The sequence below is a fragment of the Motilibacter deserti genome, from assembly GCF_011250635.1.
In the GTDB taxonomy this organism is placed as follows: Bacteria; Actinomycetota; Actinomycetes; order Motilibacterales; family Motilibacteraceae; genus Motilibacter_A; species Motilibacter_A deserti.
Genome location: NZ_JAANNP010000015.1, coordinates 1 through 20,819 on the forward strand (window position 1 = coordinate 1; position 20,819 = coordinate 20,819).

At 75.2% G+C, this 20,819-nt stretch carries 16 protein-coding genes and 1 pseudogene; 10 read left to right on the forward strand and 7 right to left on the reverse strand.

Annotation, left to right across the window (positions count from 1 at the left end; translation table 11 throughout):
• Positions 1 to 543 precede the first annotated feature (543 nt).
• Complete coding sequence (locus tag G9H71_RS14730; RefSeq protein ID WP_166283147.1) at positions 544 to 1,488, forward strand: hypothetical protein; 945 nt, start codon at positions 544 to 546, stop codon at positions 1,486 to 1,488.
• Between the two features lie 260 nt (positions 1,489 to 1,748).
• Positions 1,749 to 3,007 (forward strand): annotated as a pseudogene (locus G9H71_RS14735) (IS110 family RNA-guided transposase).
• A 438-nt stretch (positions 3,008 to 3,445) separates the two neighbouring features.
• Here G9H71_RS14735 and G9H71_RS14740 read toward each other — a convergent pair.
• Both G9H71_RS14740 and G9H71_RS14745 read right to left on the reverse strand, forming a co-directional pair.
• Positions 3,446 to 5,137 (reverse strand): DUF6297 family protein, encoded by a 1,692-nt coding sequence (locus G9H71_RS14740; RefSeq protein WP_166283149.1) that lies wholly within the window; start codon positions 5,135 to 5,137, stop codon positions 3,446 to 3,448.
• The gene (locus G9H71_RS14745) at positions 5,134 to 5,796 is read right to left on the reverse strand and encodes an ATP-binding cassette domain-containing protein (protein ID WP_166283151.1); all 663 of its coding nucleotides are present in this window, start codon (positions 5,794 to 5,796) and stop codon (positions 5,134 to 5,136) included. The genes G9H71_RS14740 and G9H71_RS14745 overlap by 4 nt, the downstream gene beginning before the upstream one ends.
• Before the next feature lie 78 nt (positions 5,797 to 5,874).
• Here G9H71_RS14745 and hrpB point away from each other — a divergent pair, with 78 nt between their 5' ends.
• The 6 genes from hrpB to G9H71_RS14775 all read left to right on the forward strand — a co-directional run bounded on the left by hrpB (position 5,875) and on the right by G9H71_RS14775 (position 11,690).
• On the forward strand, positions 5,875 to 8,361 hold the full coding sequence (gene hrpB / locus G9H71_RS14750) for an ATP-dependent helicase HrpB (RefSeq protein ID WP_166283153.1): 2,487 nt from the start codon (positions 5,875 to 5,877) through the stop codon (positions 8,359 to 8,361).
• A 59-nt stretch (positions 8,362 to 8,420) separates the two neighbouring features.
• Positions 8,421 to 8,816 carry a hypothetical protein gene (locus tag G9H71_RS14755; protein WP_166283155.1) on the forward strand — a complete coding sequence of 132 codons (396 nt, stop codon included), beginning with the start codon at positions 8,421 to 8,423 and terminating at the stop codon, positions 8,814 to 8,816.
• Positions 8,817 to 8,818: 2 nt separating this feature from the next.
• Positions 8,819 to 10,024: a glutathionylspermidine synthase family protein gene (locus G9H71_RS14760; protein WP_166283157.1), complete on the forward strand. Its 1,206-nt coding sequence runs from the start codon at positions 8,819 to 8,821 to the stop codon at positions 10,022 to 10,024.
• 25 nt (positions 10,025 to 10,049) lie between these two features.
• Positions 10,050 to 10,466, forward strand: a complete 417-nt coding sequence (locus tag G9H71_RS14765) for a DUF350 domain-containing protein (protein WP_166283159.1) — start codon at positions 10,050 to 10,052, stop codon at positions 10,464 to 10,466.
• Positions 10,467 to 10,473: 7 nt separating this feature from the next.
• The gene (locus tag G9H71_RS14770; RefSeq protein WP_166283161.1) at positions 10,474 to 10,866 is read left to right on the forward strand and encodes a potassium channel family protein; all 393 of its coding nucleotides are present in this window, start codon (positions 10,474 to 10,476) and stop codon (positions 10,864 to 10,866) included.
• 353 nt (positions 10,867 to 11,219) lie between these two features.
• Positions 11,220 to 11,690 (forward strand): hypothetical protein, encoded by a 471-nt coding sequence (locus G9H71_RS14775; RefSeq protein ID WP_166283163.1) that lies wholly within the window; start codon positions 11,220 to 11,222, stop codon positions 11,688 to 11,690.
• Positions 11,691 to 11,847: 157 nt separating this feature from the next.
• Here G9H71_RS14775 and G9H71_RS14780 read toward each other — a convergent pair whose 3' ends face one another.
• From G9H71_RS14780 to G9H71_RS14795, 4 genes are all read right to left on the reverse strand, one after another.
• Complete coding sequence (locus G9H71_RS14780; protein WP_166283165.1) at positions 11,848 to 13,641, reverse strand: thiamine pyrophosphate-requiring protein; 1,794 nt, start codon at positions 13,639 to 13,641, stop codon at positions 11,848 to 11,850.
• The gene (locus tag G9H71_RS14785; RefSeq protein ID WP_166283167.1) at positions 13,634 to 13,891 is read right to left on the reverse strand and encodes a hypothetical protein; all 258 of its coding nucleotides are present in this window, start codon (positions 13,889 to 13,891) and stop codon (positions 13,634 to 13,636) included. The genes G9H71_RS14780 and G9H71_RS14785 overlap by 8 nt, the downstream gene beginning before the upstream one ends.
• A gap of 29 nt (positions 13,892 to 13,920) precedes the next feature.
• Complete coding sequence (locus G9H71_RS14790; protein ID WP_166283169.1) at positions 13,921 to 16,953, reverse strand: AfsR/SARP family transcriptional regulator; 3,033 nt, start codon at positions 16,951 to 16,953, stop codon at positions 13,921 to 13,923.
• A gap of 214 nt (positions 16,954 to 17,167) precedes the next feature.
• Positions 17,168 to 17,851: a TVP38/TMEM64 family protein gene (locus tag G9H71_RS14795; protein ID WP_166283171.1), complete on the reverse strand. Its 684-nt coding sequence runs from the start codon at positions 17,849 to 17,851 to the stop codon at positions 17,168 to 17,170.
• A 169-nt stretch (positions 17,852 to 18,020) separates the two neighbouring features.
• On the opposite strand from G9H71_RS14795, the gene G9H71_RS14800 reads away from it, so the two are divergent.
• Positions 18,021 to 19,112 (forward strand): MFS transporter, encoded by a 1,092-nt coding sequence (locus tag G9H71_RS14800; RefSeq protein WP_331273015.1) that lies wholly within the window; start codon positions 18,021 to 18,023, stop codon positions 19,110 to 19,112.
• Here G9H71_RS14800 and G9H71_RS14805 read toward each other — a convergent pair.
• Entirely contained in the window at positions 19,106 to 20,041 is a 936-nt protein-coding gene (locus G9H71_RS14805; RefSeq protein ID WP_166283173.1) for an NAD-dependent epimerase/dehydratase family protein, read from the reverse strand. The genes G9H71_RS14800 and G9H71_RS14805 overlap by 7 nt on opposite strands.
• 81 nt (positions 20,042 to 20,122) lie before the next feature.
• Between G9H71_RS14805 and G9H71_RS14810 the strand changes: the two genes are divergently transcribed.
• Positions 20,123 to 20,788, forward strand: coding sequence for a TetR/AcrR family transcriptional regulator (locus G9H71_RS14810; RefSeq protein ID WP_166283175.1), 666 nt, complete (start codon positions 20,123 to 20,125; stop codon positions 20,786 to 20,788).
• Positions 20,789 to 20,819 lie beyond the last annotated feature (31 nt).

A 20,819-nucleotide genomic window follows, 5' to 3' on the forward strand; every position in this document is an offset into this window, starting at 1 on the left:
GGCTCAGGGAAGTGTCAACGCCCCCACGGGGTCCTCGTCAGAGAGACTCCCTGAGTGGACTGGTGGCAGCTGCTCGTAGGCATCGCGTGGATCAGTGTGGGCCTGGGGCTGGTGGACAGCTCTCGCCGGAACAGGCGAGCTTCTCAGCGCCGCCGGCTGCTGGGGCAGTCCTTGGGGTCGTTGCTCGTCGTGATCGGGTCAGTGAGTCTTGTCGTCACGCTCGCGACGAGCTGAGGCCCAGCCTGCGCGCGACCTCAGCGAAATGGGAGGACGATCATCAAAGCATCGGACGCGCGCGTGACCGGGGTACGGTGCCGGTCGTGAAGATCCTCCGCCAGATGGGACAAGCCCTCGGTCTGCTGTATCGCGACGACGGCCGGTGGCGTCCGTTCTGGGCGCCGAAGCCGCTCCGCGACAGGAACTGATCTCGGCCGATCGCAGGCACACCCCCGTGACGCGTCGCGGAGCGCGGCATGACCGGTCGTACGTGACGGTCCGGTACTGCGAAAAGGTGCGGACGCCCAGGGCTGGGACACTCGCCCTGTGACGGAGATCAGTCCACTGGCGCTTCTCGAGCGCGCCGAGCGAGCGCTGCAGGCGGCGACGCTCTGGACCGCGACAGGGAGAGAGGACGGCGTCGAGGTCGAAGCGGGCCGGCGAGGTCAGACTCAGTGGATGGGGTGGGGGGAGGGCCGCCCGCAGGTTCTGATCCACGACGACGTCGTTCTCGTCCGCGGGGACTGGGCGTGGTCCTCGGCCACCATGCACGCAACTGAGGAGCAGTTCGGGGCGGTGCTTCAGGGGCGGTGGATGCGCTTCCCGCTCAAGCGCACGCTGCGCGAGAACCCTGACCTTCTGCCCGCCGCGAAGATCCTCGCCCGGATGGAGGCGGCGGACCACGAGCTGGCGGGGCTGTGCGAGGTCGCAGGGCAGGAGTGCGCTCAGGTCGTCACCACCGACACCTTCTGGACCTTCGACGGCGAGGCCACGGCACCGCTGGAGGTCACCGAGCGCACGACCTGGACAGTGCGACTGGCAGACGTGGCCGTTATGTCGGGAGAGGGCGAGAATGGAGGGTTCCAGATCGCTTTCGACTACCGACGTGCCGACGCTCCCCGGATACCAGCGCCCTCAGAGGTGGTCGATGAGGCCGAGGTGACCGCTGCCCTGCAGCCCAAGCGGCGGGCTCGCGGTGCTCGCCGTGCCGCTACCCGCCTCGAAGTGACAGTTTCGGGGCCGCTCGACCTGGACGACGGAGCAGAGGAGACGCCCTGGACGGTAGAAGTATCCGGCCTGGCCGAAGCGCTGGGCGCCGCGCACGAACTCGAGGTTCAGAGCGATGTCCTGGCGGCCCTGCAGAAGGCCGACCCCGCGCTTGCGGACCGCGTGGCATTCGACAGCGAACGTAGCGCGATGGTCGTCCGCTGCGAGACCGAGCAGGACGCCCACGCGGTCGCCGAGCTGCTGCAGCGGCGGACCGGCTCCTGACCGGCGTACACCGCACGCGCTGACGGCGGCTACTCAGAGACTGGACGTACGGCCTGAGCGTGGCCAGTCTCGGGTCGAGGCGTCCGGTGGGTCGCTCTCTCTAGCGGCTGCCCACTCGCTTTTGGGTGTGGCTCTCACATGGGCTGCGGTCCCGCCGGGCGCCGGGCAGGGCGTGGCTCGAGAGGGGAATGCCAGGCTCGCAGTAGCAGTGCCCGCCCTGTCGTTTTCTCCATCGTTCTCGACGCGAGGAGGAAGTGGCGATGGGACGGGTGATTGTGGGTGTCGACCCGCACAAGCTGTCGGCCACGATCGAGGTGCTCGACGACCGGGCGGTCGTGCGCGCGACGGGCCGGTTCGGGTCGGACAAGGCCGGCTACGGTTGAGGGTGGCGTTCGTGCGGCAGTGGCCGCACCGGGTGTGGGCGGTCGAGGGCGCGAACGGCACCGGCCGGCCGCTCGCGCAGCGGCTGCTCGCCGACGGCGAGGACGTGCTCGACGTGCCGGCAAAGCTGGCGGCCCGGGTGCGGGTGTTCGACACCGGGCAGGGCCGCAAGACCGACGCCACCGACGCGCACTCGATCGCAACGGTGGCGCTGCGCACTCAAGGGCTGCGCCGGCTGCAGCCGGACGAGCGGATGGTCGCGCTGCGGCTGCTGTGCGACCGGCGCGACGAGCTCGCGCGGCTGCGGGTGCAGACGGTGAACCGGCTGCACCGGCTGCTCGCCGAGCTCATCCCGGGCGGCGCGTCGCGGGACCTAAGCGCGGACAAGGCCCGGCGCCTGCTCGCGACCGTGCGCCCGCAGGACCTGGCCGGCTCCACCCGCCGCCGCATGGCGGTCGAGGAGCTCGCCGACCTCGTGGCGGTGGACGCCAAGCTCAAGGCGCTGAAGAAGGAGCTCGCCGCCGCTGTGGTGGCCGCCGGGTCGGGGCTGATGCGCATTCACGGGATCGGCCCGGCCGGCGCGGCGCGGATTCTGGCCGACGTCGGCGACGTCGCCCGGTTTCCCGACCGGAACAGGTTCGCCTCCTGGACCGGGACCGCGCCCTTGGAGGCCTCGAGCGGCGAGCAGGTCCGCCACCGGCTGTCCCGGGCCGGGAACCGGCGGCTGAACCACGTGCTGCACATCGCCGCGATCGTGCAGCTGCGGCACGACACCCCCGGGCGGGCGTACTACCGGCGCAAGCGGGCCGAGGGCAAGACCGCGATGGAGGCGTTGCGCTGCCTGCGCCGACGGATCTCCGACGCGGTCTACCGCCAGCTCGTCGCCGACGCCACGCGCATGTCCGCCGAGCGTCACGAGCTCGAGGTGACGGGCCCGGGAGGGCAAACGGGGGCGGCTTTGTCATCCAGCGCGGCCGACCTCACCCCGGTTGTCGGCTCTTCGGATCAGCCACAGCCCGGGCCCGCCGATCCCGACCCTACGCCCGCCCGACGCCCATCAACCAAGCATTCTTCGGCTCGTTCTCGGCGCCCTTCCCGAGCGACGGCCCGCAGCCGCGGTCAAGCGCCTTCTGCTTGACCGCGACGAGGACCGACGCACACTCCCCGAAGAGCCGCGAACGAGAACCCTTGACCTAGAGGGGATCCATGACCGGATACCCGTCGGGCCTCGTGAACAATTGGCCTTCGACCTCGGGCCCGGGCGCGTTCTAGGGCCGGTGCAGCGGGGTGCCGTGCTGGGACCGTGCCGTTGCGGCCGCTCGCTCCTGCAGTAGTCGCTCTGCCGGCTGCCACACCGTCGCACCGTCCGCATGATCATCGAGCCGCTGCCACACCAGCTGGCCGGGCTGCTTCATGGCCTCAGCGAAGCCCCGGTGGGCAGGCTTGAGCTGTCGCGCCCACAACAGAGGGGTGCCATGTCCGCGAAACCCAAACGCCGGCCGCAACCTCGGTCGCCTCCTCGACCCCGCCCGGCGCCACCGCAACCGCCGCGAGCCCCAGCCCACCTAACCCCGGATCACCCTCGCGAGTAGTGCCGCCCCGCCGTCCAGCGCGCCCACCACCCCATGAGCCACCCGAGCGCCAGGCCGTACGCGATCACCAGCGTCCCGCCGTCGGTCACGGAGCGGATGTCGCCCGCGCCGGCCAGCAGGATCGGCGGTGCGAGCAGCACGGTCGCGACGAGCGGGCCACGGGCGTACCAGACGAGGATCTGGACGATGGCCGTGTTCCCCGTCGGGGTGTCCGAGCCGATCATCATCTTCGTCGGCAGGGTGCCACGGCACGCGCTGACGAGCCCGCCGGCGACGAGGGCGGGGACGCCGGCGAGCAGGACGAGGGACGGGGCGACCGGGCGACCGGTCGCGGCGACGAAGGCGACGACGCCGGCGTGCGCGAGGAGTAGTAGGGCGAGGGGCGCGGCGCCGTGCGCGAGCACCAGCTGCGGGAAGCGCATGGGCAGGGTGCGGGAGGGGCGTACGTCATCGGCCTCGATGCGGGCCGCCTCGAGCAGTTGCGCGCCGGCGACGTAGGCCGCGACCAGGGCGACGGCCGCGAGCCCGGCCCGCTCGGCCCCGGTGACGGTGGTCGTGAGCACGGCGGCCACGTGGGCGCCGGCGAGCAGCAGCAGACACTTGACGACGCGCGCGGGGTCACGCAGCCAGCCGACGGTCGTACGCCATGGCAAGACGAGCCGGCGGCGGCGCGGGCGCCGGGGCACGGGGAGCCGGGAGGCGGGGCGGGACCCGGCCGCCGACCGTACGACCTGACGGGCCTGCCGCGGGTCGCCGCTCATCAGCGCCGCGGCCACCCCGCGGGCCGCGGCGCCGCGCGCCCGCAGCGCCCAGCCGGGCACGGTCGCGATGCGCGCGTCGGCGAGCAGAGCGGCGGCCCCGGCGGCCGCAGTCAGCGCGAGGAGGGCGAGCGGCAGGAGCGGCTGCCCGAGCCCGGCGGCCGCGGCCAGCGCCTGCGCCGCCCAGCCCCACGGGCCCGACCACAGCGCGACCGTCCCGACCGTCGAAGGGACTGCCTCGGGATGCCAGGCCCGCACCGCGGCGGCGACGAGCAGCAGGAGCGCGACGCCGCGGGCGGCCGCGACCCACCGCGCGTGGCGTTGGACGGCGTCGCCGTAGCGCTCCACGAGCCCCCCGACTCCGCCCGCGAGGCCGCCGAGGAGGGCGCCCGCCGCGGCGACCGACGCCAGCCGGCGGTCCACGCCGGCGTGGACCGCGATCTGCACGAGGAAGCCGGCGGCGGTGGCCCCGAGGGCGCCGGCCGCGGCGTACAGCACGATCGACAGCCGCAGGCGGGGGCGCAGCAGGCGCTCCCAGGCGGCGGGGGCGGGGAGCAGCCAGGAGCCGGTCGCGGCGTCGAGCGTGACCGGCCCGCGCCAGCGTGCGTCGGAGGCGGCGGCGACCAGGGTGAGCAGGGCGAGCCCCGTGGCCGCGAGCGGCACGGCGTCCGTCAGCCGGTCGGCGATACCGAGCGCGGGGCCGTGCTCGTCCGCCAGGTGCAGCAGGCCGCCGGTGTACGGCGCGAGGTAGAACCCGGCGAACAGCGCGACGACGTACGCGTAGAACGCCAGGTCGCGCTGGCGCTGCCGCCGGTGCTCGGCGCGGGCGCGCCGCAGGTGGGCGAGGGCCTCGTCGGCTAGCTCGCGCCAGTAGGGGTCGTCCCGGGCGGGCAGGGCCTCGGTGGAGGAGGCACTCACGCCGGCTTCCCGCGCGAGACCACACGGCCCTCGTCGAGGACGATCACCGAGTCCGCGACCGCGGACGCGAGGTCGGCGGAGTGCGTGGCGAGCAGCACCGCCACCCCGTCCGCCCGCTCGGCGAGCAGCCGCTCGGCCAGCCGCTCGCGCGCCCCGGGGTCGAGCCGCTGCTCGGGCTCGTCGAGGACGAGCAGGTCGCGCGGCCGCACGAGCGCGGACGCCAGCAGCATCGCCTGCACCTGGCCGGAGGAGAGCGTGGAGGGCCGGGCGTCCCGGTGGTCGGTGAGCCGCCGGTCCTCGAGCGCCCAGTCGACCCACGCCTCGGCGTCGTCGCCGACGCCGTGCGAGACCGCCACCAGGAGCAGGTGCTCCCGCACGGTCAGGTCGGGATAGAACGCGGGCGCGTCGGCCACGACCGCCACCCGCGCCCGGACCGCGGGGTCGTCCTCGCGCACCGGCGCCCCGTCGAACAGCGCGGTGCCGGTGGTCGGCGCGTCCCGGCCGCAGGCGATCCGCAGCAGCGTGGACTTGCCCGAGCCGTTCTCGCCGACCAGCGCGACGCAGCCGCCTGCCTTCAGGGCCAGATCGACGGGGCGCAGCGCGAGGCGCTCCTCGAAGCGACGGCTGACCCCCTTCAACTGCACCAAGGGATCGCTCATCGACGACCAGGCTAGGTACCCCAGGCATCATGGCCCTGTCCGGGAGCAGCTCCGGCGACGTACGGCAGAAGGAGACGCGTGCTGCCCGACCCGGCCGCGGTGCCCGCGTCGGCGCTGCCTGTCCGGTCCGCCCTCCCGTCGCTGGGCGAGGCGCTGACGTCCGGCGCCGCCGTGCTCGTCGCGCCTCCCGGCACCGGCAAGACGACGCTCGTGCCTCTCTGGCTGGCCGACCGCTGCGCCGAGCGGGTCGTGGTGGCCGAGCCGCGTCGTGTCGCCGCGCGCGCTGCGGCGCGCCGGATGGCGTCGCTGCTGGGCGAGCAGGTGGGCGAGCGCGTCGGCTACACCGTGCGCGGGGACAGCCGGACCAGCCCGCGCACCCGGGTCGAGGTGGTGACGACCGGCGTCCTGGTGCAGCGGCTGCAGCGCGACCCGGAGCTGCCTGCCACCGACGCGGTCCTGCTCGACGAGTGCCACGAGCGCCACCTCGACACCGACCTCGCCCTGGCGTTCTGCGTGGACGTGCGCGCCGCCCTCCGGCCCGACCTCACCCTGCTGGCGACGTCGGCCACGGCGGAGGCCGAGCGGCTGGCGGACGTGCTCGGGACGGCGCAGGTCGTGACCGCTACCGGAGCGCTGCACCCGGTCGACGTCGTGTGGTGCCCGCCGCCGGCCCCGGTCGATCCGCCGTACGGCCTGCGGGTCGACCCGCGCCTGCTCGACCAGGTGGCCGCCACCGTCCGCCGCGCGCTCGCCGAGGCCCCCGGTGACGTGCTCGTGTTCCTGCCCGGCGTCGGTGAGATCCGCGGCGTCGAGCGCCGGCTGGAGGCGCTGCCGGTGCAGGTGCTCGCGCTGCACGGGCGGCTCGACGCGGCAGCGCAGGACGCCGTGCTGCGGCCGGGCGCGGGCCGCCGCGTCGTGCTCGCGACGTCGGTCGCCGAGAGCAGCCTGACCGTCCCGGGCGTCCGGGCGGTCGTGGACGCGGGGCTGGCCCGGGTGCCGCGGCTGGACCCCGCGCGCGGGCTGGGGTCCCTGGTGACCGTACGCGCCTCCCGCGCCGCCGCCACCCAGCGCGCGGGGCGCGCCGGCCGCGAGGCGCCGGGGCGGGCGTACCGCTGCTGGAGCGAGGCCGACCACGCCCGACTGCCGGCCCAGCCCGAGCCCGAGGTGGCCGCCGCCGACCTCACCGGGTTCGCCCTCGAGCTGGCGCGGTGGGGCGCTCCCCGCGGACGCGGGCTCGCGCTGCTCGACCCTCCTCCGGCGGGCCGGTTCGAGGCGGCGGAGCAGGTGCTCCGCGCGCTGGGCGCGGTCGAGGCCGACGGCAGGGTCACCGCCGCCGGCCGGCGGCTGGCCTCCGTCGGGGCCGACCCGCGTCTCGCGCACGCGCTGCTCGAGGGCGCCGCCCTCGTGGGGCGCCGCCGGGCGGCCGAGACGGTGGCCCTGCTCACCGAGGACGCGGCCGGCGGCGACGACGACCTGGCCCGGGTGCTCGCGGCCCACCGCCGTGCGCCGGGTGGCCCGGCGGCCCGCGGGTGGCGCGAGGAGGCCCGCCGGCTCGAGGCCGCCGTCCCGCTGTCCGTCCCCGACCCGTCGCGCCCTGTCGCGGCCGACCTCGCGGCGGGCCTGGTGGCGGGGCTGGCCTTCCCCGAGCGGCTGGCGCGCGTACGCACCCCGGGCGGGACCGCGTACCTCATGGCCGGCGGCACCGCCGTGGAGCTCCCCTCGGGGTCGCCGCTGCGGGGCAGCGAGTGGCTGGCGGTCGCCGTCGCCGACCGGGCGCCCGGGGCGACGACGGCCCGGGCCCGGCTCGCGGCGGCGGTGGACGAGGACACCGTGCGGGAAGCCGGGGCCGCGCTGCTCGCCGTCGAGGAGCGCGTGGTGTGGACGGCGGGGGACGTCGAGGCCGTACGCGTCGAGCGGCTCGGCGCGGTCGTGCTCTGCGAGCGCCGGCTGGACGACCCGCCGCGCGAGCAGGTGCGCGCCGCGCTGGAGGACGGGCTGCGCCGCGAGGGGCTGGAGCTGCTCGAGTGGGGCGCCGCCGCGACGGTGCTGCGCCAGCGGCTCGCCTTCTGCCACGAGGCGCTGGGCGAGCCGTGGCCCGACGTCGCCGACGACGCGCTCCTCGGGCGGGTGGAGGAGTGGCTCGGCCCCGAGCTGGCGTCCGCCCGCCGCCGGGCGGACCTACGGCGGGTCGACGTGACGCGCGCGCTGCGCCGGCTGTTGCCGTGGCCCCACGCGTCCCGGCTCGACGAGCTGGCACCCGAGCGGCTCGAGGTGCCGAGCGGCGCGCACCGACGTGTCGACTACACGGACCCGGCGGCCCCCGTCCTCGCCGTCCCCGTGCAGGAGGCCTTCGGCTGGCTCGACGGCCCGGTCCTCGGCGACGGCCGCCGCCCCGTGGTGCTGCACCTGGTGTCGCCGGCGGGCCGGCCGGTCGCCGTGACGCGCGACCTCGCGTCCTTCTGGCGGCAGGGCTACCCGCAGGTCCGCGCCGAGCTGCGCGGCCGCTATCCCAAGCACGCGTGGCCGGAGGACCCGCTCACCGCACCGCCCCGACGGCGGCGCTGACTCCCGGGCCCGCGGTGGGGCAACCGGCGATCGTGCGGGCTTGCCGCTACGGTGACGCCGTGCGCCGGTCGAAGTCCGTCACCCTCGGGGTCACCGCCCTGCTCGCCGCCGGGCTCACTAGCTGCAGCAGCTCCGACGGCGACGACGTCAACGCCGTCTGCGTCGACGCCCAGACCCAGCAGCGGGTCGACGACGACGAGTGCGACGACGACGCCTACAACGGCTCGATCGCGGGCTCGCCGTTCCTCTGGTACTTCCTTGGCCGGGCCACGGCGGTGCCGGCCTTCGGGGTGCCGATCGTCGGCTACGCCGGGAGCTTCAGCCCGCCGGCCAACCTGCGCGGCGTCCGGACCGGCATGCCGCGCGCGGGCGCGGCGAAGGGCTACACCGGCGGCAAGGTCACGAAGGTCTCCCGGGGCGGCTTCGGCTCCTCGGGCGGCAAGAGCGGCGGCTGACCGTGTGGCGGCACTCCTCGCCTCCCCGCAAGGACTGGCGGCGCAAGGTCGAGGCCCAGGGGCTGGTCTACCCGACGACCAAGCACCCCGACGGCAGCGAGACGGCCTACTGGAACGAGTCCGCGTTCTACGAGCTCTCCGAGGCCGAGGTCGAGCACCTCGAGGAGGCCACCGAGGAGCTGCACCGGATGAGCGTGGAGGCCGCGCGCTTCCTCGCGTCCGGGGAGCTGGGCGACCTCGGGCTCGTGCCGGGGGCCCTCGAGCTCGCTCGGGCGAGCCTCGAGCGCGGGGACGTCAGCGTCTACGGCCGCTTCGACCTGCGCTACGACGGCACCGAGCCGGCGAAGCTGCTGGAGTACAACGCAGACACCCCGACCGGGCTGCTCGAGGCCAGCGTCGCGCAGTGGTATTGGCTCGAGGACGTCATGCCGTCGACGGACCAGTGGAACTCGCTGCACGAGCGGCTGGTGCAGGCCTGGCGGTCGGCGCGGCCGAAGCTGCGTTCTCCTGTTGTCCACTTCGCTCATCACCCGGACGACGAGACCAACGAGGAGTGGATGACCGTCGCCTACATGCGCGACGTCGCCACCGAGGCCGGGCTCGAGACCGTGGGGCTGACGGTCACGGACATCGGGTGGGACCACGACCGGCGGCGGTTCGTCGACCTCGACGACGCCCCGATCGACACGGCGTTCGTCCTCTACCCGTGGGAGGACATGCTGCGCGACGAGTTCGGCCGCCGCATCCTCGAGGACCCGCTGGGCACGACGTGGGTCGAGCCGGCGTGGAAGGTGCTCGCCAGCAACAAGGCGCTACTGGCTGCGTTGTGGCACTGCTTCCCTGATTCGGAATACCTGCTTCCGGCGTACCTCGACGAGCCGGGCTCGCTCACCGACTGGGTGGCGAAGCCGCTGCACGGCCGCGAGGGCGATGGCATCCGCATCCGCACCGCGGACGTCTCGCACGACCAGGGCAGCGAGCGCTACGGCGCCGAGGGGTTCGTCTACCAGCAGTACGCCGCGCTCCCGGCCTTCGACGGCAACTACGCCGTGATCGGGTCCTGGGTGGTCGACGGCAAGGCGGCCGGCGCCGGGATCCGGGAGTCCGACGGCCTCGTCACCGACAGCCGCGCGCGTTTTGTGCCCCACGTCCTGTCGGCCCCTCGGCCGGACGAGGCGACGTCGGCCGCCTGGCTCCGCGAAGCCTGAACCACACATCAGCGAAAGGGAGCACATGCTCGAGAGCCTCGGCTACGCCCTCGCCTACACCGGTGTCGGCCTGGTGATGCTGTACGCCGGGTTCCTCGCCCTGGACCTGCTCACGCCCGGCAAGCTGTCGCACCGCATCTGGCGGGACCACAGCATGAACGCGGCCGTCGTCCTCTCGGCCGGAACGCTCGGGCTGGGCGGGATCGTGTTCACGGCGATCTGGACGAACGCCGAGTCCGGCTTCGGTGATGCGCTGTGGTGGACGATCGTCTTCGGGCTCGTGGGCGTCGCGCTGCAGGCCGTCGCGTTCGTGCTGCTCGACCTCGTCACGCCGGGCAAGCTCGGCGACATGGTGACCGAGCGCGCCTTCGCCCCCGGGACGCTGGTCGTGGCCGCGTCGCAGCTGGCGGTCTCGCTCATCGTCATCGCCTCCATCGCCTGAGGCCGTCGTGCTGGCGCGCGGGCGCGACCTGGTCCTGCGGCTCGTCCTGAGCCTGGCCAACAACGGGCGCGTGCTGATCTGGGCGATCCTCGCCGACTACGTCGTCTGCGCGGGGGCGTACGCCCTGCTCGAGGACAAGGGCCCCATCTCGGCGATGTGGTGGGCGATCGTCACCGGCTTCACGGTCGGCTACGGGGACCTCTACCCCGAGTCCACCGCGGGCCGGGGCATCGGGGCGTTCCTCATCGTCACCACGTGGTTCCTGTCGCTGCTCGCCGGCGCCTTCATCACGGCGCGGGCCGTGATCGACGCCGACGAGTTCAGCCACGAGGAGCAGGAGGAGATCAAGGCGTCGCTGCGCCGGATCGAGGAGCGGCTGGGGACGCTGCCGCCGCAGTAGGCCTCCGAGTGCGCGTTGGGTCCCCAGGTCCGCGTCGCACCTCCGACCGCGCCGCACTCCTCGGATTGCGCCGCACCTCTAGACCCTGGGCGCCCTCGGCCCGGGCCACGTCCTGCCTGCGTCGCCCCCTCGACCCTGGGTCGCGCCCCGGCCCCGGCCACGTCCTGACTGCCTCGCACCCCTCGACCCCGCCTTGCTCCCCGGGCCGCAGGTGCGAGGCGGGGTGGAGGGGAGCAAGGCCTTCCTGCGCCACCCGGACGAGTGACTGCCCGGTCGGGCAAAGGGCGGGACAGCCTCTCCGCGCCGTGCTTGGATGTCGCCGCAATCGAAGGACCTGCAACGGGGGGACACCCATGAAGGCACGGACCCTGGCGCGCGCCGGCGCGGCCGTGGCCGCCGTCGCCGTGACGGCCATGCTGCCCGAGGCGGCGTACGCCCAGTCGGGCCGCGTCGTCGTCAACACGGCTGGCGTCAAGATCGGTGGCATCAACGAGGCGATCTCCGACGACGGCTTCCTCAACGTCTGGGTGCGCTACCGCTGCGCGCCGGGCCAGACGCCGAAGCCCGGCGGCCGCGCGAGCATGCCCGCGACGGGCGGCCCCGACGTCGGCCTGCACTTCCGGTCCGTGTCGCGCGGCATCACCTGTGACGGCAAGAACCACGAGGCCGTCTGGAACTTCCAGCAGGACGGCTGGTGCGGCAACGACTGGTGCACCGAGGAGCCGCCTCCGGTCACGGGCCTGCCCAACGCGAAGCGCGCGTACATCAAGATCACGCTCGGCGGCGCGAGCCTGGAGCAGTTGCAGCACCGCGGCGCCCGCTAGGCCAGAGATAACGGGCGGGACGGGCTCCGGCCCGCTCCGCCCGTGGCGCGGCTCAGCCCGGCGAGCTCCTACCGGGGTCGCCCGCAAACAGCCCACTCGTGCTCCGGCCCGTCGGCGACGCCGCTGAGCCCACCGCGCTCCTTCCCTGCCGCCGCGGTCAGCCCAGCTCGCGCTCCTGCCGGGCCTGCTCGTCGAGCAGGCGCAGCGCACGCTCGCCGGCGGCGCCCTCCTGCGCCAGCCCCTTCTTCATCTGGTCGAGCTTCTGCTCGCCCGCCGGGAAGGGGGGCAGCAGCGGCACCTCCGGATCCACGACCGCCTCCAGCACCACGGGGCGGTCGGCGGCCAGCGCGGCGTCCCAGGCGGGCCCGACCTGCGCGGGGGAGTCGACCCGGATGCCGCGCAGCCCGAGCAGCTCGGCGTACCCCGCGAAGGGGAAGGACGGGAGGCGCTGGCTCGCCGCGAAGCGCGGGTCGCCCTCCATCTCGCGCTGCTCCCAGGTGACCTCGGCGAGGTCGCCGTTGTGCAGCACGCAGACGACGAACCGCGGGTCGCTCCACTCGCGCCACCGCGCGGCGACGGTCACCAGCTCGTTCAGGCCGTTCATCTGCATGGCCCCGTCGCCCGCGAGCGCGACCAGCGGCCGGTGCGGGGCGTCGAGCTTGGCCGCGATCCCGTAGGGCAGCGCCGACCCCATGGTGGCCAGTGTCGAGGACAGGTGTGCGGGCACGCCCGGCGGCAGCGTGAGGTGGCGGGCGTACCAGTAGACGACCGACCCGACGTCGACGCTGACCCGCGCATCCGCCGGCAGCCGCGGCGTGAGCTCGCGGACGACCAGCTCCGGGTTGAGCGGCTCCGCCGGCAGCGCGGCCCGCTGCTCGGCCAGCGACCGCCAGCTGCGCACGGCCTGCTCGACTTCGTCGCGCCACGAGGAGTCCCTGCGCGGCTCGAGCAGGGGCAGCAGCGCCGACAGAGTCTCGGCGGCGTCGCCCGGCAGGCCGACCTCGACGGGGTAGCGGTTGCCGAGGTTGCGGGTGTCCAGGTCGATCTGGACGGCGCGGGCCTGCCCCGGCGGCGGGTAGAACTCCGTCCACGGGTCGTTGCTGCCGACGATGAGCAGCGTGTCGCACGAGCCCAGGACCGACGCGCTGGCGCTGGTGCCGAGGTGGCCCATGACGCCGGCGCTGGAGGGGAGCCGCTCGTCGACGTACGGCTTGCCGAGCAGGCTGGTCGTGACGCCGGCTCCGAGCCGGTCGGCGACCGCCTGGACCTCGTCGCTCGCGTGCCGCGCACCCTGGCCGACGAGCAGGGCGACCTTGTGCCCGGCGTTGAGCACCGCGGCGGCTTCGCGCAGGTCCGCGTCGTGGGGCCGCACGCGCGGCCGGCGCCACTCCGCGGAGCTGACGATGACCGCGTGCTCCTGGGGCATCGGGTCGGGCGCGGGCAGCATCTGCACGTCGTGGGGGAGGACCACGGCGCACGGGCCGCGGGTGGCCAGGGCCGTGCGGAAGGCGCGGTCGAGCACCATCTGCGCCTGCTCCGCGGCGGTCACGGTCTGCACGTAGCTCGTGGCGTCGCCGAACAGCGTCTGCAGGTCGACGCCCTGCTGGTACGCCGAGCCCAGCACGCTGCGCTGCTGCTGGCCGACGATCGCGACGACCGGCACGGAGTCGAGCTTGGCGTCGTAGAGCCCGTTGAGCAGGTGGATCGCTCCCGGCCCCTGCGTCGACAGCACCACGCCGACGCCGCCGGCGTACTTGGCATGGCCGACCGCCATCAGCGCGGCGTTCTCCTCGTGCCGGGCCTGCACGAACTCCGGCTGCCCGTCCGCCCGGCGCATCGCGCCGAGCACGGTGTTGATGCCGTCGCCGGAGTAGCCGAAGACGCGCCCTACGCCCCAGGCGCGCAGCCGCTCGACGACCAGGTCGGCGACCAGGCGTTCCCCGTCACCCACCCGATCCCCGCTCGACGTCGGAGGCCGCCGGGGTGCCGGCCTCGGTCGCCTCGGCGGCGATGCCGTGGGCGGGGTCGAGGCTCACGTCGCTGATCGGATGGCCCTCGGCGGTGCCCGGCACGTCCGCGGAGGGGTCGACCGTGCGCCCGGACCCGCTCGCCGCGGGGATCCCGCGGTCCAGCGCCTGCTCGCCGTACCTGCTGCCGCCGCTGTCGGAGCCCTCGGGGCCGGATGTCGTCTCGCTCGTCATGCCCGGCCTTGTAGCCGTTCCTGGCGCGTTCAACCGCCGCCCGAGTCCCGGCTGCCCACTGCCGGCACGTCGTACGCCAGGGCGAAGGCGGCGGCGTCGTGCGGCCCCAGCGCCCGGCCGGCGCGGACGGTGTCCTCGTAGCGCTCGTCCCCGAGCTCGGCCCGCGCGCGGTCCGCCGTCGCCTGCCGGAGCGCCTCGTCGGGCAGGTAGTAGCCGTAGACCGCCGACCCCACGCTCTCGCGCAGCGCCTCGGCGGCCCCGACCAGCACGGCCACCCGGTGGGCCTGCCCGATGCCGCCCTCGACGACCGCCAGCTCCTCGAGAAAATAGGCGAGGTTCGCCAGGTCCCCGGTCTGCAGTGACAGCCGGATGCCGCGGAGCAGGTGGTCACGGGCCGCGGCCGGGTCTCCGGTGACGATCGCGGCCTGGGAGAGGTTGAACAGCGCGATGTACGCCGCCAGCCGGTCCCCGCGGCGCTCGGCCTCCTCGAGCCCGGAGCGCATCCGCGCCAGTGCCGCCGTGGTCTCGCCCCTGGCGAGCAGGACGGTCCCGAGCCAGATGAGCGTCAGGGTGCGCAGCCACGCCCCGACCGGTCCGGCGGCGGTGGCCAGCGGCAGTGCATGGAGGAACCTCGCTTCTGCTGTGGCTAGGTCACGGCGAGCGAGAGCGACTAGACCGATTCCGGCAATGGAGTTCGCCAACATCAGCGAGTCGCCCTCGCGTGCGGCCAGCTCGGCGGCCTCGGACCAGCGCTTCTCGGCGTGCGGGAGGTCGGCTTGCGCGAAGCCCATGCACGCGGAGGCGATCAGGGCGCCCACCCTTGCCGCGGTCGGTAGGTCGTGCCGCAGCACGTGCTCCATGGACCGCCTGCCGAGGAGGAGCCGCCCGCGAAGCCACCAATAGAGCCAGAGCGCCCAGCCCATGCGCGCGGCCGTCAGCGGGTCGGACTCCAAGCACCAGGCCATGGCCGCGCGCAGGTTCGCGTCATCGCGCTCGATCCGGCACAGCCACTCGACCTGGTGCTCGCCCTCGTACTCCGGCGCCGCCCGCCGGGCGAGGTCGAGGAAGTACGCGGCGTGGGCCGCCGCCACCCGCTCGCGCTCCTCGCCCACGAGCAGGCTCGCGGCGTACTCCACCACCGGCTCGAGCAGGAGGAACCGCGGCTCGTCGAACCCCGGTGTGCCGCTGCCCCACGTGTCGACGACGACGAGCGAGTGCTCCACCAGCGACTCCAGCAGCGCGAGCACCTCGGTGCGGGCGAGGCCGGCGCCCTCCGCGACCACCTCGACCGCAGCCAGGCTGAAGCCGCCGGAGAAGACCGAAAGGCTTCTCAGGAGTTGTTGTTCGGGCTGCGGCAGCAGGCCGTAGCTCCAGTCGAGGGTCGCGCGCATCGTCCGCTGCCGCGCGGGCAGGTCGCGCGACCCGTCGCGCGCCATCGCCTCGGCGAGGCGGTCGAGCAGTGCCTCCGGCGGGAGCAGCCGCACCCGTGCGGCCGCGAGCTCCAGTGCCAGCGGGATGCCCGCGAGCCGGTGGCACAGCGCCGCGACCGCGGGCGCGTTGGCGGGCGTCAGCCGGAAGGACGGCACGACGGCGGCCGCCCGGTCGGCGAAGAGGGCGCCCGCCCCCGAGGCGGCGACCTCCTCCACGGTGGCCGCGTGCTCGGAAGGCAGCACGAGCGGGACGACGGGGTGCTCCACCTCGCCGCGGACGCGCAGCGGCGCCCGGCTCGTCGCCAGCACGGTGAGCCGCGGGCACTGCGCCACCAGCTCGGCGACCTGCGGGGCGATTCCGAGCAGCTGCTCGAGGTTGTCCAGCACGAGCAGCGCGGGGGCCGCCTGCAGGCTCTCGACGACGGCCTCGAACGCCCGGGCCTCCTCGACGTGGTCGAGGCCGAGGGCGTGCGCGACCGTCGGGAAGACGAAGGCGGGGTCGGTGAGCGCGGCCAGCGGGACGACCGTGACGCCCCCGTCGAGCTCGGCCTCCACCGCGGACGCCGCGGCGAGCGCGAGCCGGGTCTTGCCGACGCCGCCGATGCCGGTGAGCGTGACGATGCGCGCGTCGGCCCGCCGGAGCAGGGCGCCGACGGCGGCGACGTCGCGCTCGCGCCCCCACAACGGGGTGCCGGGCGACGCGAGCCCGCCGGTGGCGCGGGGGCGGGCTGCGGCGGGCGGGCGCGGCGCCTGGCCGGCGGTCGGTGACGTCGGCGGAGTCGGGGCAGTGCCTGGTGCCGTGCCTGGTGCCGCGGCTTCTGCGGGTGGCGGCGCGGGTTGCTGGGCTGGCTCGGGGGCCTGCGCCGGTTCCAGGGCCGGGTCCTGATCGAGCACCGCGGCCTCCAGCCGGCGCAGCGCCGGACCGGGGTCCAACCCATGCTCCTCGAGCAGGACCCGGCGCGCGTCACGCAGCGCAGCCAGCGCGTCGGCCTGCCGCCCGCTGCGGTAGAGCGCCAGCGCGAGCAGCTCCCAGCCGCGCTCCAGCTGCGGGGACGACGTGACGAACGCCTGCAGGCCCGCCACCGCATCGCCGTGCGCGCCGAGAGCGAGCAGCACGTCGAACCGCTCGAGCTCGGCGGCGCGGCGCAGCTCGTCCAGCCGGCGGCGCTCGGCGAGGACCGCGGGCACTGCGGGCGCCCACGCGTACGCCTCGCCGCGCCACCGCTCCAGGGCCGCGTCCAGCACAGGCAGGGCCGCCGCCGCCTGGCCGTCGCGGGCCAGCCGGGCCGCCCGCGCTGTCTCCTGCTCGAACAGCTCCGCGTCCGTGGCGACCGTGCCGCCGGCGATGCGGTAGCCGCCGGCCTCGCGCACGACGACCACCTCGTCCCGGTCGGCCGCGGCGGTCAGCGCGCCGCGCAGCCGGGAGACGTGGGCGCGCAGGCTGCCCAGCGCGGTCGTCGGCGGGTCCTCGGGCCACAGGGCGTCGACCAGCGCGTCGTCGGACACGGTCCGCCCGTGCGCAGCGAGCAGCACGGCCAGCAGGGCGGCCCGCTGCGGGCCGCCCAGGTCGACCGCCCGGCCGTCGACGACCACGCCGACCGGCCCCAGGACGCGGCACAGCCTCGTCGTCAAGAGTTCCTCCCCGCTGCACGCTAACCGTTGTGGAGCGGGTTCAACCGCCGCCTCGGCCGGCGTCACCCGTGCCAGGGCGGGGCGAGGTCCGGTTCGCCCACCAATCCACCCCTTCCCCGGTGATCATGCACATGTGGCGAGTTGTCCACAGCTCGCAAGCCTGGGGACAACTCGCCACATGTGCATGATCAGCGCGGGGATGGGGGCGCGGGAGTCAGCGGGCGGGGGGGGGCGGGGTGGCGGTGCGGCGGCGGGCGACGAGCCACAGCGCGAGCGACAGCAGCAGCACGAGCACGAGCACGACGGCCTGCTCGGCGATGCTGCGGGCCTGCGCGCCGACGACGGCGTAGACGAGGGCGGGGACGATGTTGCCGAGCACGCCGCCGAGGAGCGCCCTGCGCCAGGGCATCGTCGTCGTCCCGGCCAGCAGGGCCACGGTCTCGGCGACGATCGGCACGGGCCGGGTCACCACGAGCGCGAGGACGCCGTAGCGGTCGAGCAGGGCGGCGACCCGCGCGCGCTCCGCGGGGCGTACGCGGCGCTCGACCGCCCCGCGTCCGCGGCGGCCCAGCGCGAAGGCCGCGAGGGTGGCGCCGGTGCCTCCGAGCAGCGAGAGCGCCGCGCCGAGCGGGATGCCGAAGAGCGCGCCGTGCGCGGTCATGACCACGCTCGACGGCGCGGGCACGAGGACGTCCACCACGAGCAGCGTCACGCCGACGACCGCGGCGACCGGGCCTGCCTCGTCCATCCATGGCGAGGGGTCGGTGAGGATCTCGGGCCGGACGAGCTCGACGGCCACGAAGAGCACGAGCAGCACCGCCACGGCGACCAGGCCCGCGAGCGCGTAGCCGCGGGGGACGCCCGACCGGCGCGTCCGCTGCCCACGGCCGTCGATCATCGCCGTCCTCCCGTCACCACGCGCGAAAACGCGCGTGCGGCGCGGTCGGCAGGTCCCTATTGTGCGTTGCATGCCGTTCCTTTGACGCCCGGCCCTCGCCCTCGACGCCGACACCGACGCCGACCCAGCCGGCACGCGCCGGCTCGCCCGGCGGGCCCTCGCCTGGGCGGTGCTCTCCGACGTCCTGCCGATCTACCCGCTCTACGCGCTGCTCTTCGCCGACAGCGGGCTCGACGGCGCGCAGATCTCGGTCCTGCTCGCGGTCTGGTCCGCGGTCGGGATCGTTGCGGAGGTACCGACCGGCGCGCTGGCCGACCGTTTCTCGCGGCGCACGGCCCTGGCGGTCGCGGGGGTGCTGCAGGCGCTCGGCTACGTGCTCTGGATCGCCCTCCCCGGCTTTGCCGGGTTCGCCGCCGGCTTCGTGCTGTGGGGCCTCGGCGGCGCGCTCGCCTCGGGGGCCTTCGAGGCGCTGGTCTACGACGGGCTGGCCGCCCGCGGGGAGGCGGCGGCGTACCCGCGGCTCCTCGGGCACGTGCGGGCGGCCGGGCTGCTCGCCCAGCTACCTGCCGCGGGCGGCGCGACGGTGCTCTTCGCGGTCGGTGGCTACGCGCTCGCCGGCTGGGTGAGCGTCGCGCTGTGCCTCGCGTCGTCGGCCGTGGCGCTGCGGCTCCCCGAGGCGCCGACCGCTGAGGACGACGAGCCGGAGCCCGGGTACGTCGATCTGCTGCGGGCGGGCGTCGCCGAGGCCGCGTCGTCCCCGCCGCTGCGGTCGGCGGTGCTCGTCGTCGCGCTGCTCGAGGGGCTCGACGCGTTCGAGGAGTACTTCCCGCTGCTCGCCCGCGCGTGGGGGGTGCCGACCGCGGCCGTCCCGCTGGCGATGGTCGCGATCCCGCTGGCGGGCGCCCTGGGGGCGCTCGTCGCGGGGCGCCGGCGCCCGCCGGGCGCGCGGCGGCTGGGTGGTGTCCTCGGCACCGCCGCCGTCGTGCTGCTGGCCGCCGCCCTGGCCCACCGCGCGGGTGGGATGGCCGCCGTCGCCGTGTTCTACGGGCTCTACCGCTACGTGCTCGTGTTCGCCGAGGCGCGGCTGCAGGACGAGGTACGCGGCCCCGCCCGCGCGACCGTCACGTCCGTCGCCGGGCTGGGCAGCGAGCTGTCGGCGTTCGCGGTCTACGCCGCGTGGGCGCTCGGCGAGGCCTGGGCCGTGGGCGCGCTCGTCCTCGTCGCAGCGGGCTTCCTCACGCGCTCGGGGCGCCGTCAGTGAGCGGGGACGGGCTGTCGCGCGTACCACTCGACCGTCTCCTGCAGCGCCGTGCGCAACGGGGTGGGGGAGACGCCGAAGGCGGCCTCGAACGCCGACGAGTCCATGATCTGCGGCTCGAGGTACTGGTAGAAGAGCTCCTCGTACTCCCGCACGAACACCTCGTCGAGCGCGCCCCACGGGCGCAGCGGGTCGAGCGCCTCCACGTCGAAGGCGCGGCCGGTCAGCTCGCGGACCAGGCCGTGCACCTCGCGGGTGGACAGCGCCGGTGCGGTGGGCAGGTGCCAGACGCGGCCCGCGTGCTCGGGGTGCGCGCCGAGGAGGACGAGCCCCCGGGCCACGTCCTTGATGTAGCTGTAGCTGTGCGGCAGGTCGAGGTCTCCGAAGGCCAGCGCCGTCCCGCCCGAGAGGGCGGCGGGGAAGAAGAAGCCGCCGAGGCTCGACACGAGGACGCCGGGCCCGAAGAAGTCCGCCGCCCGCCCGAGCGACACCTGGGCCCGCCCGGCCGCGTGGGCTTCGAGGTATGCCGCGTCGAGCTCGGCACGCATCCGTCCCTTGCGCGAGGTCGCGTTCCACGGCGTGCTCTCCGTCATCGGGGCCCCGCCGGTGGGGCCGTAGGGGTAGAGCGTGTCCATGACGACGAGCCGCGCGCCCGCGGCCGCGACGCCGGCCAGCACCGCGCGCTGCACCTGCGGCATCACCTCGACCTGGAGCTCGTACGCCACATTGACGGCGTGGTAGACGACGTCCGCGCCGGAGACGGCCCTGGCAGCGGCGTCAGGGTCGCGCAGGTCGGCGGCGCACGGCTCCGCGCCGGGGACGGCCTCCTCGCCGCGCCGGTCGACGATGCGCACGTCTGCGCCGGCTCGCAGGAGCTCTGCCGCGACGGTCCGCCCGACCGGCCCCGATCCCAGCACCACGTGGAGTGTCATCTGCTTCTCCCGTCCAGGTCAGTTATAGGCTCTAACTCAACGGTGCGCCCAGGAGAGGGTGGCTGTCAAACGGAGGCCGCGATGCAGGAGACGGCGGGCGGACGTGCCGAGCAGAAGGCGCGGACGCGGGAGGAGATCAAGCGCGCCGCGTTGCGGCGGCTGCGAGAGGGCGGCCCCGGAGCGGTCTCGGTCAACGCGCTCGGCAAGGAAATCGGACTGACGGGACCCGCGGTCTACCGGCATTTCGCGAGCCGCGACGAGCTGCTGACCGAGCTCATCGTCGACGCCTACGGTGATCTCGCGGCAGAGCTGCGCGCCGCGGTCGAAGCGGCCCGACGCCGTTCACGGCCGGGCCGGGTGGCGGCGCTGGCCGCCGCGTACCGGGCGTGGGCGCTGCGCGAGCCGCACCGCTACCGGCTGCTGTTCAGCGCGCCGCTGCCCGGCTACGACGCCCAGTCCGAGCCGCTCGTCGCGGCGTCCCAGGCGGCGATGGACGTGCTAGTCGAGCTGCTGGCGGCCCCCGGGCCTCCCGCGCCCGCCCCACCGCGGGCGCTCGGTACGCAGCTCGGCGGCTGGGCGCGGCGGCGGGGGGTCGGTCACGTCGAGCCGGCGACGGCGCTGCAGGCGGTCCGGCTCTGGTCGCGGCTGCACGGGCTGGTCAGCCTCGAGATCGAGGGCAACTTCGCCTCGATGGGGCTCGACGTGGAGGCTCTGCTGCGGCTGGAGGCCGACGACGTCGTCGGGTGACGCGTGCGGCCGCGCACTTCGGCCCCCGCCT

Coding starts and splice junctions, on each gene's coding strand:
- G9H71_RS14745 (WP_166283151.1), bottom strand. CDS start 5,796: ATGAGCGATCCCTTGGTGCAGTTGAAGGGGGTCAGCCGTCGCTTCGAG.
- G9H71_RS14765 (WP_166283159.1), top strand. CDS start 10,050: ATGCTCGAGAGCCTCGGCTACGCCCTCGCCTACACCGGTGTCGGCCTG.
- G9H71_RS14775 (WP_166283163.1), top strand. CDS start 11,220: ATGAAGGCACGGACCCTGGCGCGCGCCGGCGCGGCCGTGGCCGCCGTC.
- G9H71_RS14785 (WP_166283167.1), bottom strand. CDS start 13,891: ATGACGAGCGAGACGACATCCGGCCCCGAGGGCTCCGACAGCGGCGGC.
- G9H71_RS14795 (WP_166283171.1), bottom strand. CDS start 17,851: ATGATCGACGGCCGTGGGCAGCGGACGCGCCGGTCGGGCGTCCCCCGC.
- G9H71_RS14805 (WP_166283173.1), bottom strand. CDS start 20,041: ATGACACTCCACGTGGTGCTGGGATCGGGGCCGGTCGGGCGGACCGTC.
- G9H71_RS14810 (WP_166283175.1), top strand. CDS start 20,123: ATGCAGGAGACGGCGGGCGGACGTGCCGAGCAGAAGGCGCGGACGCGG.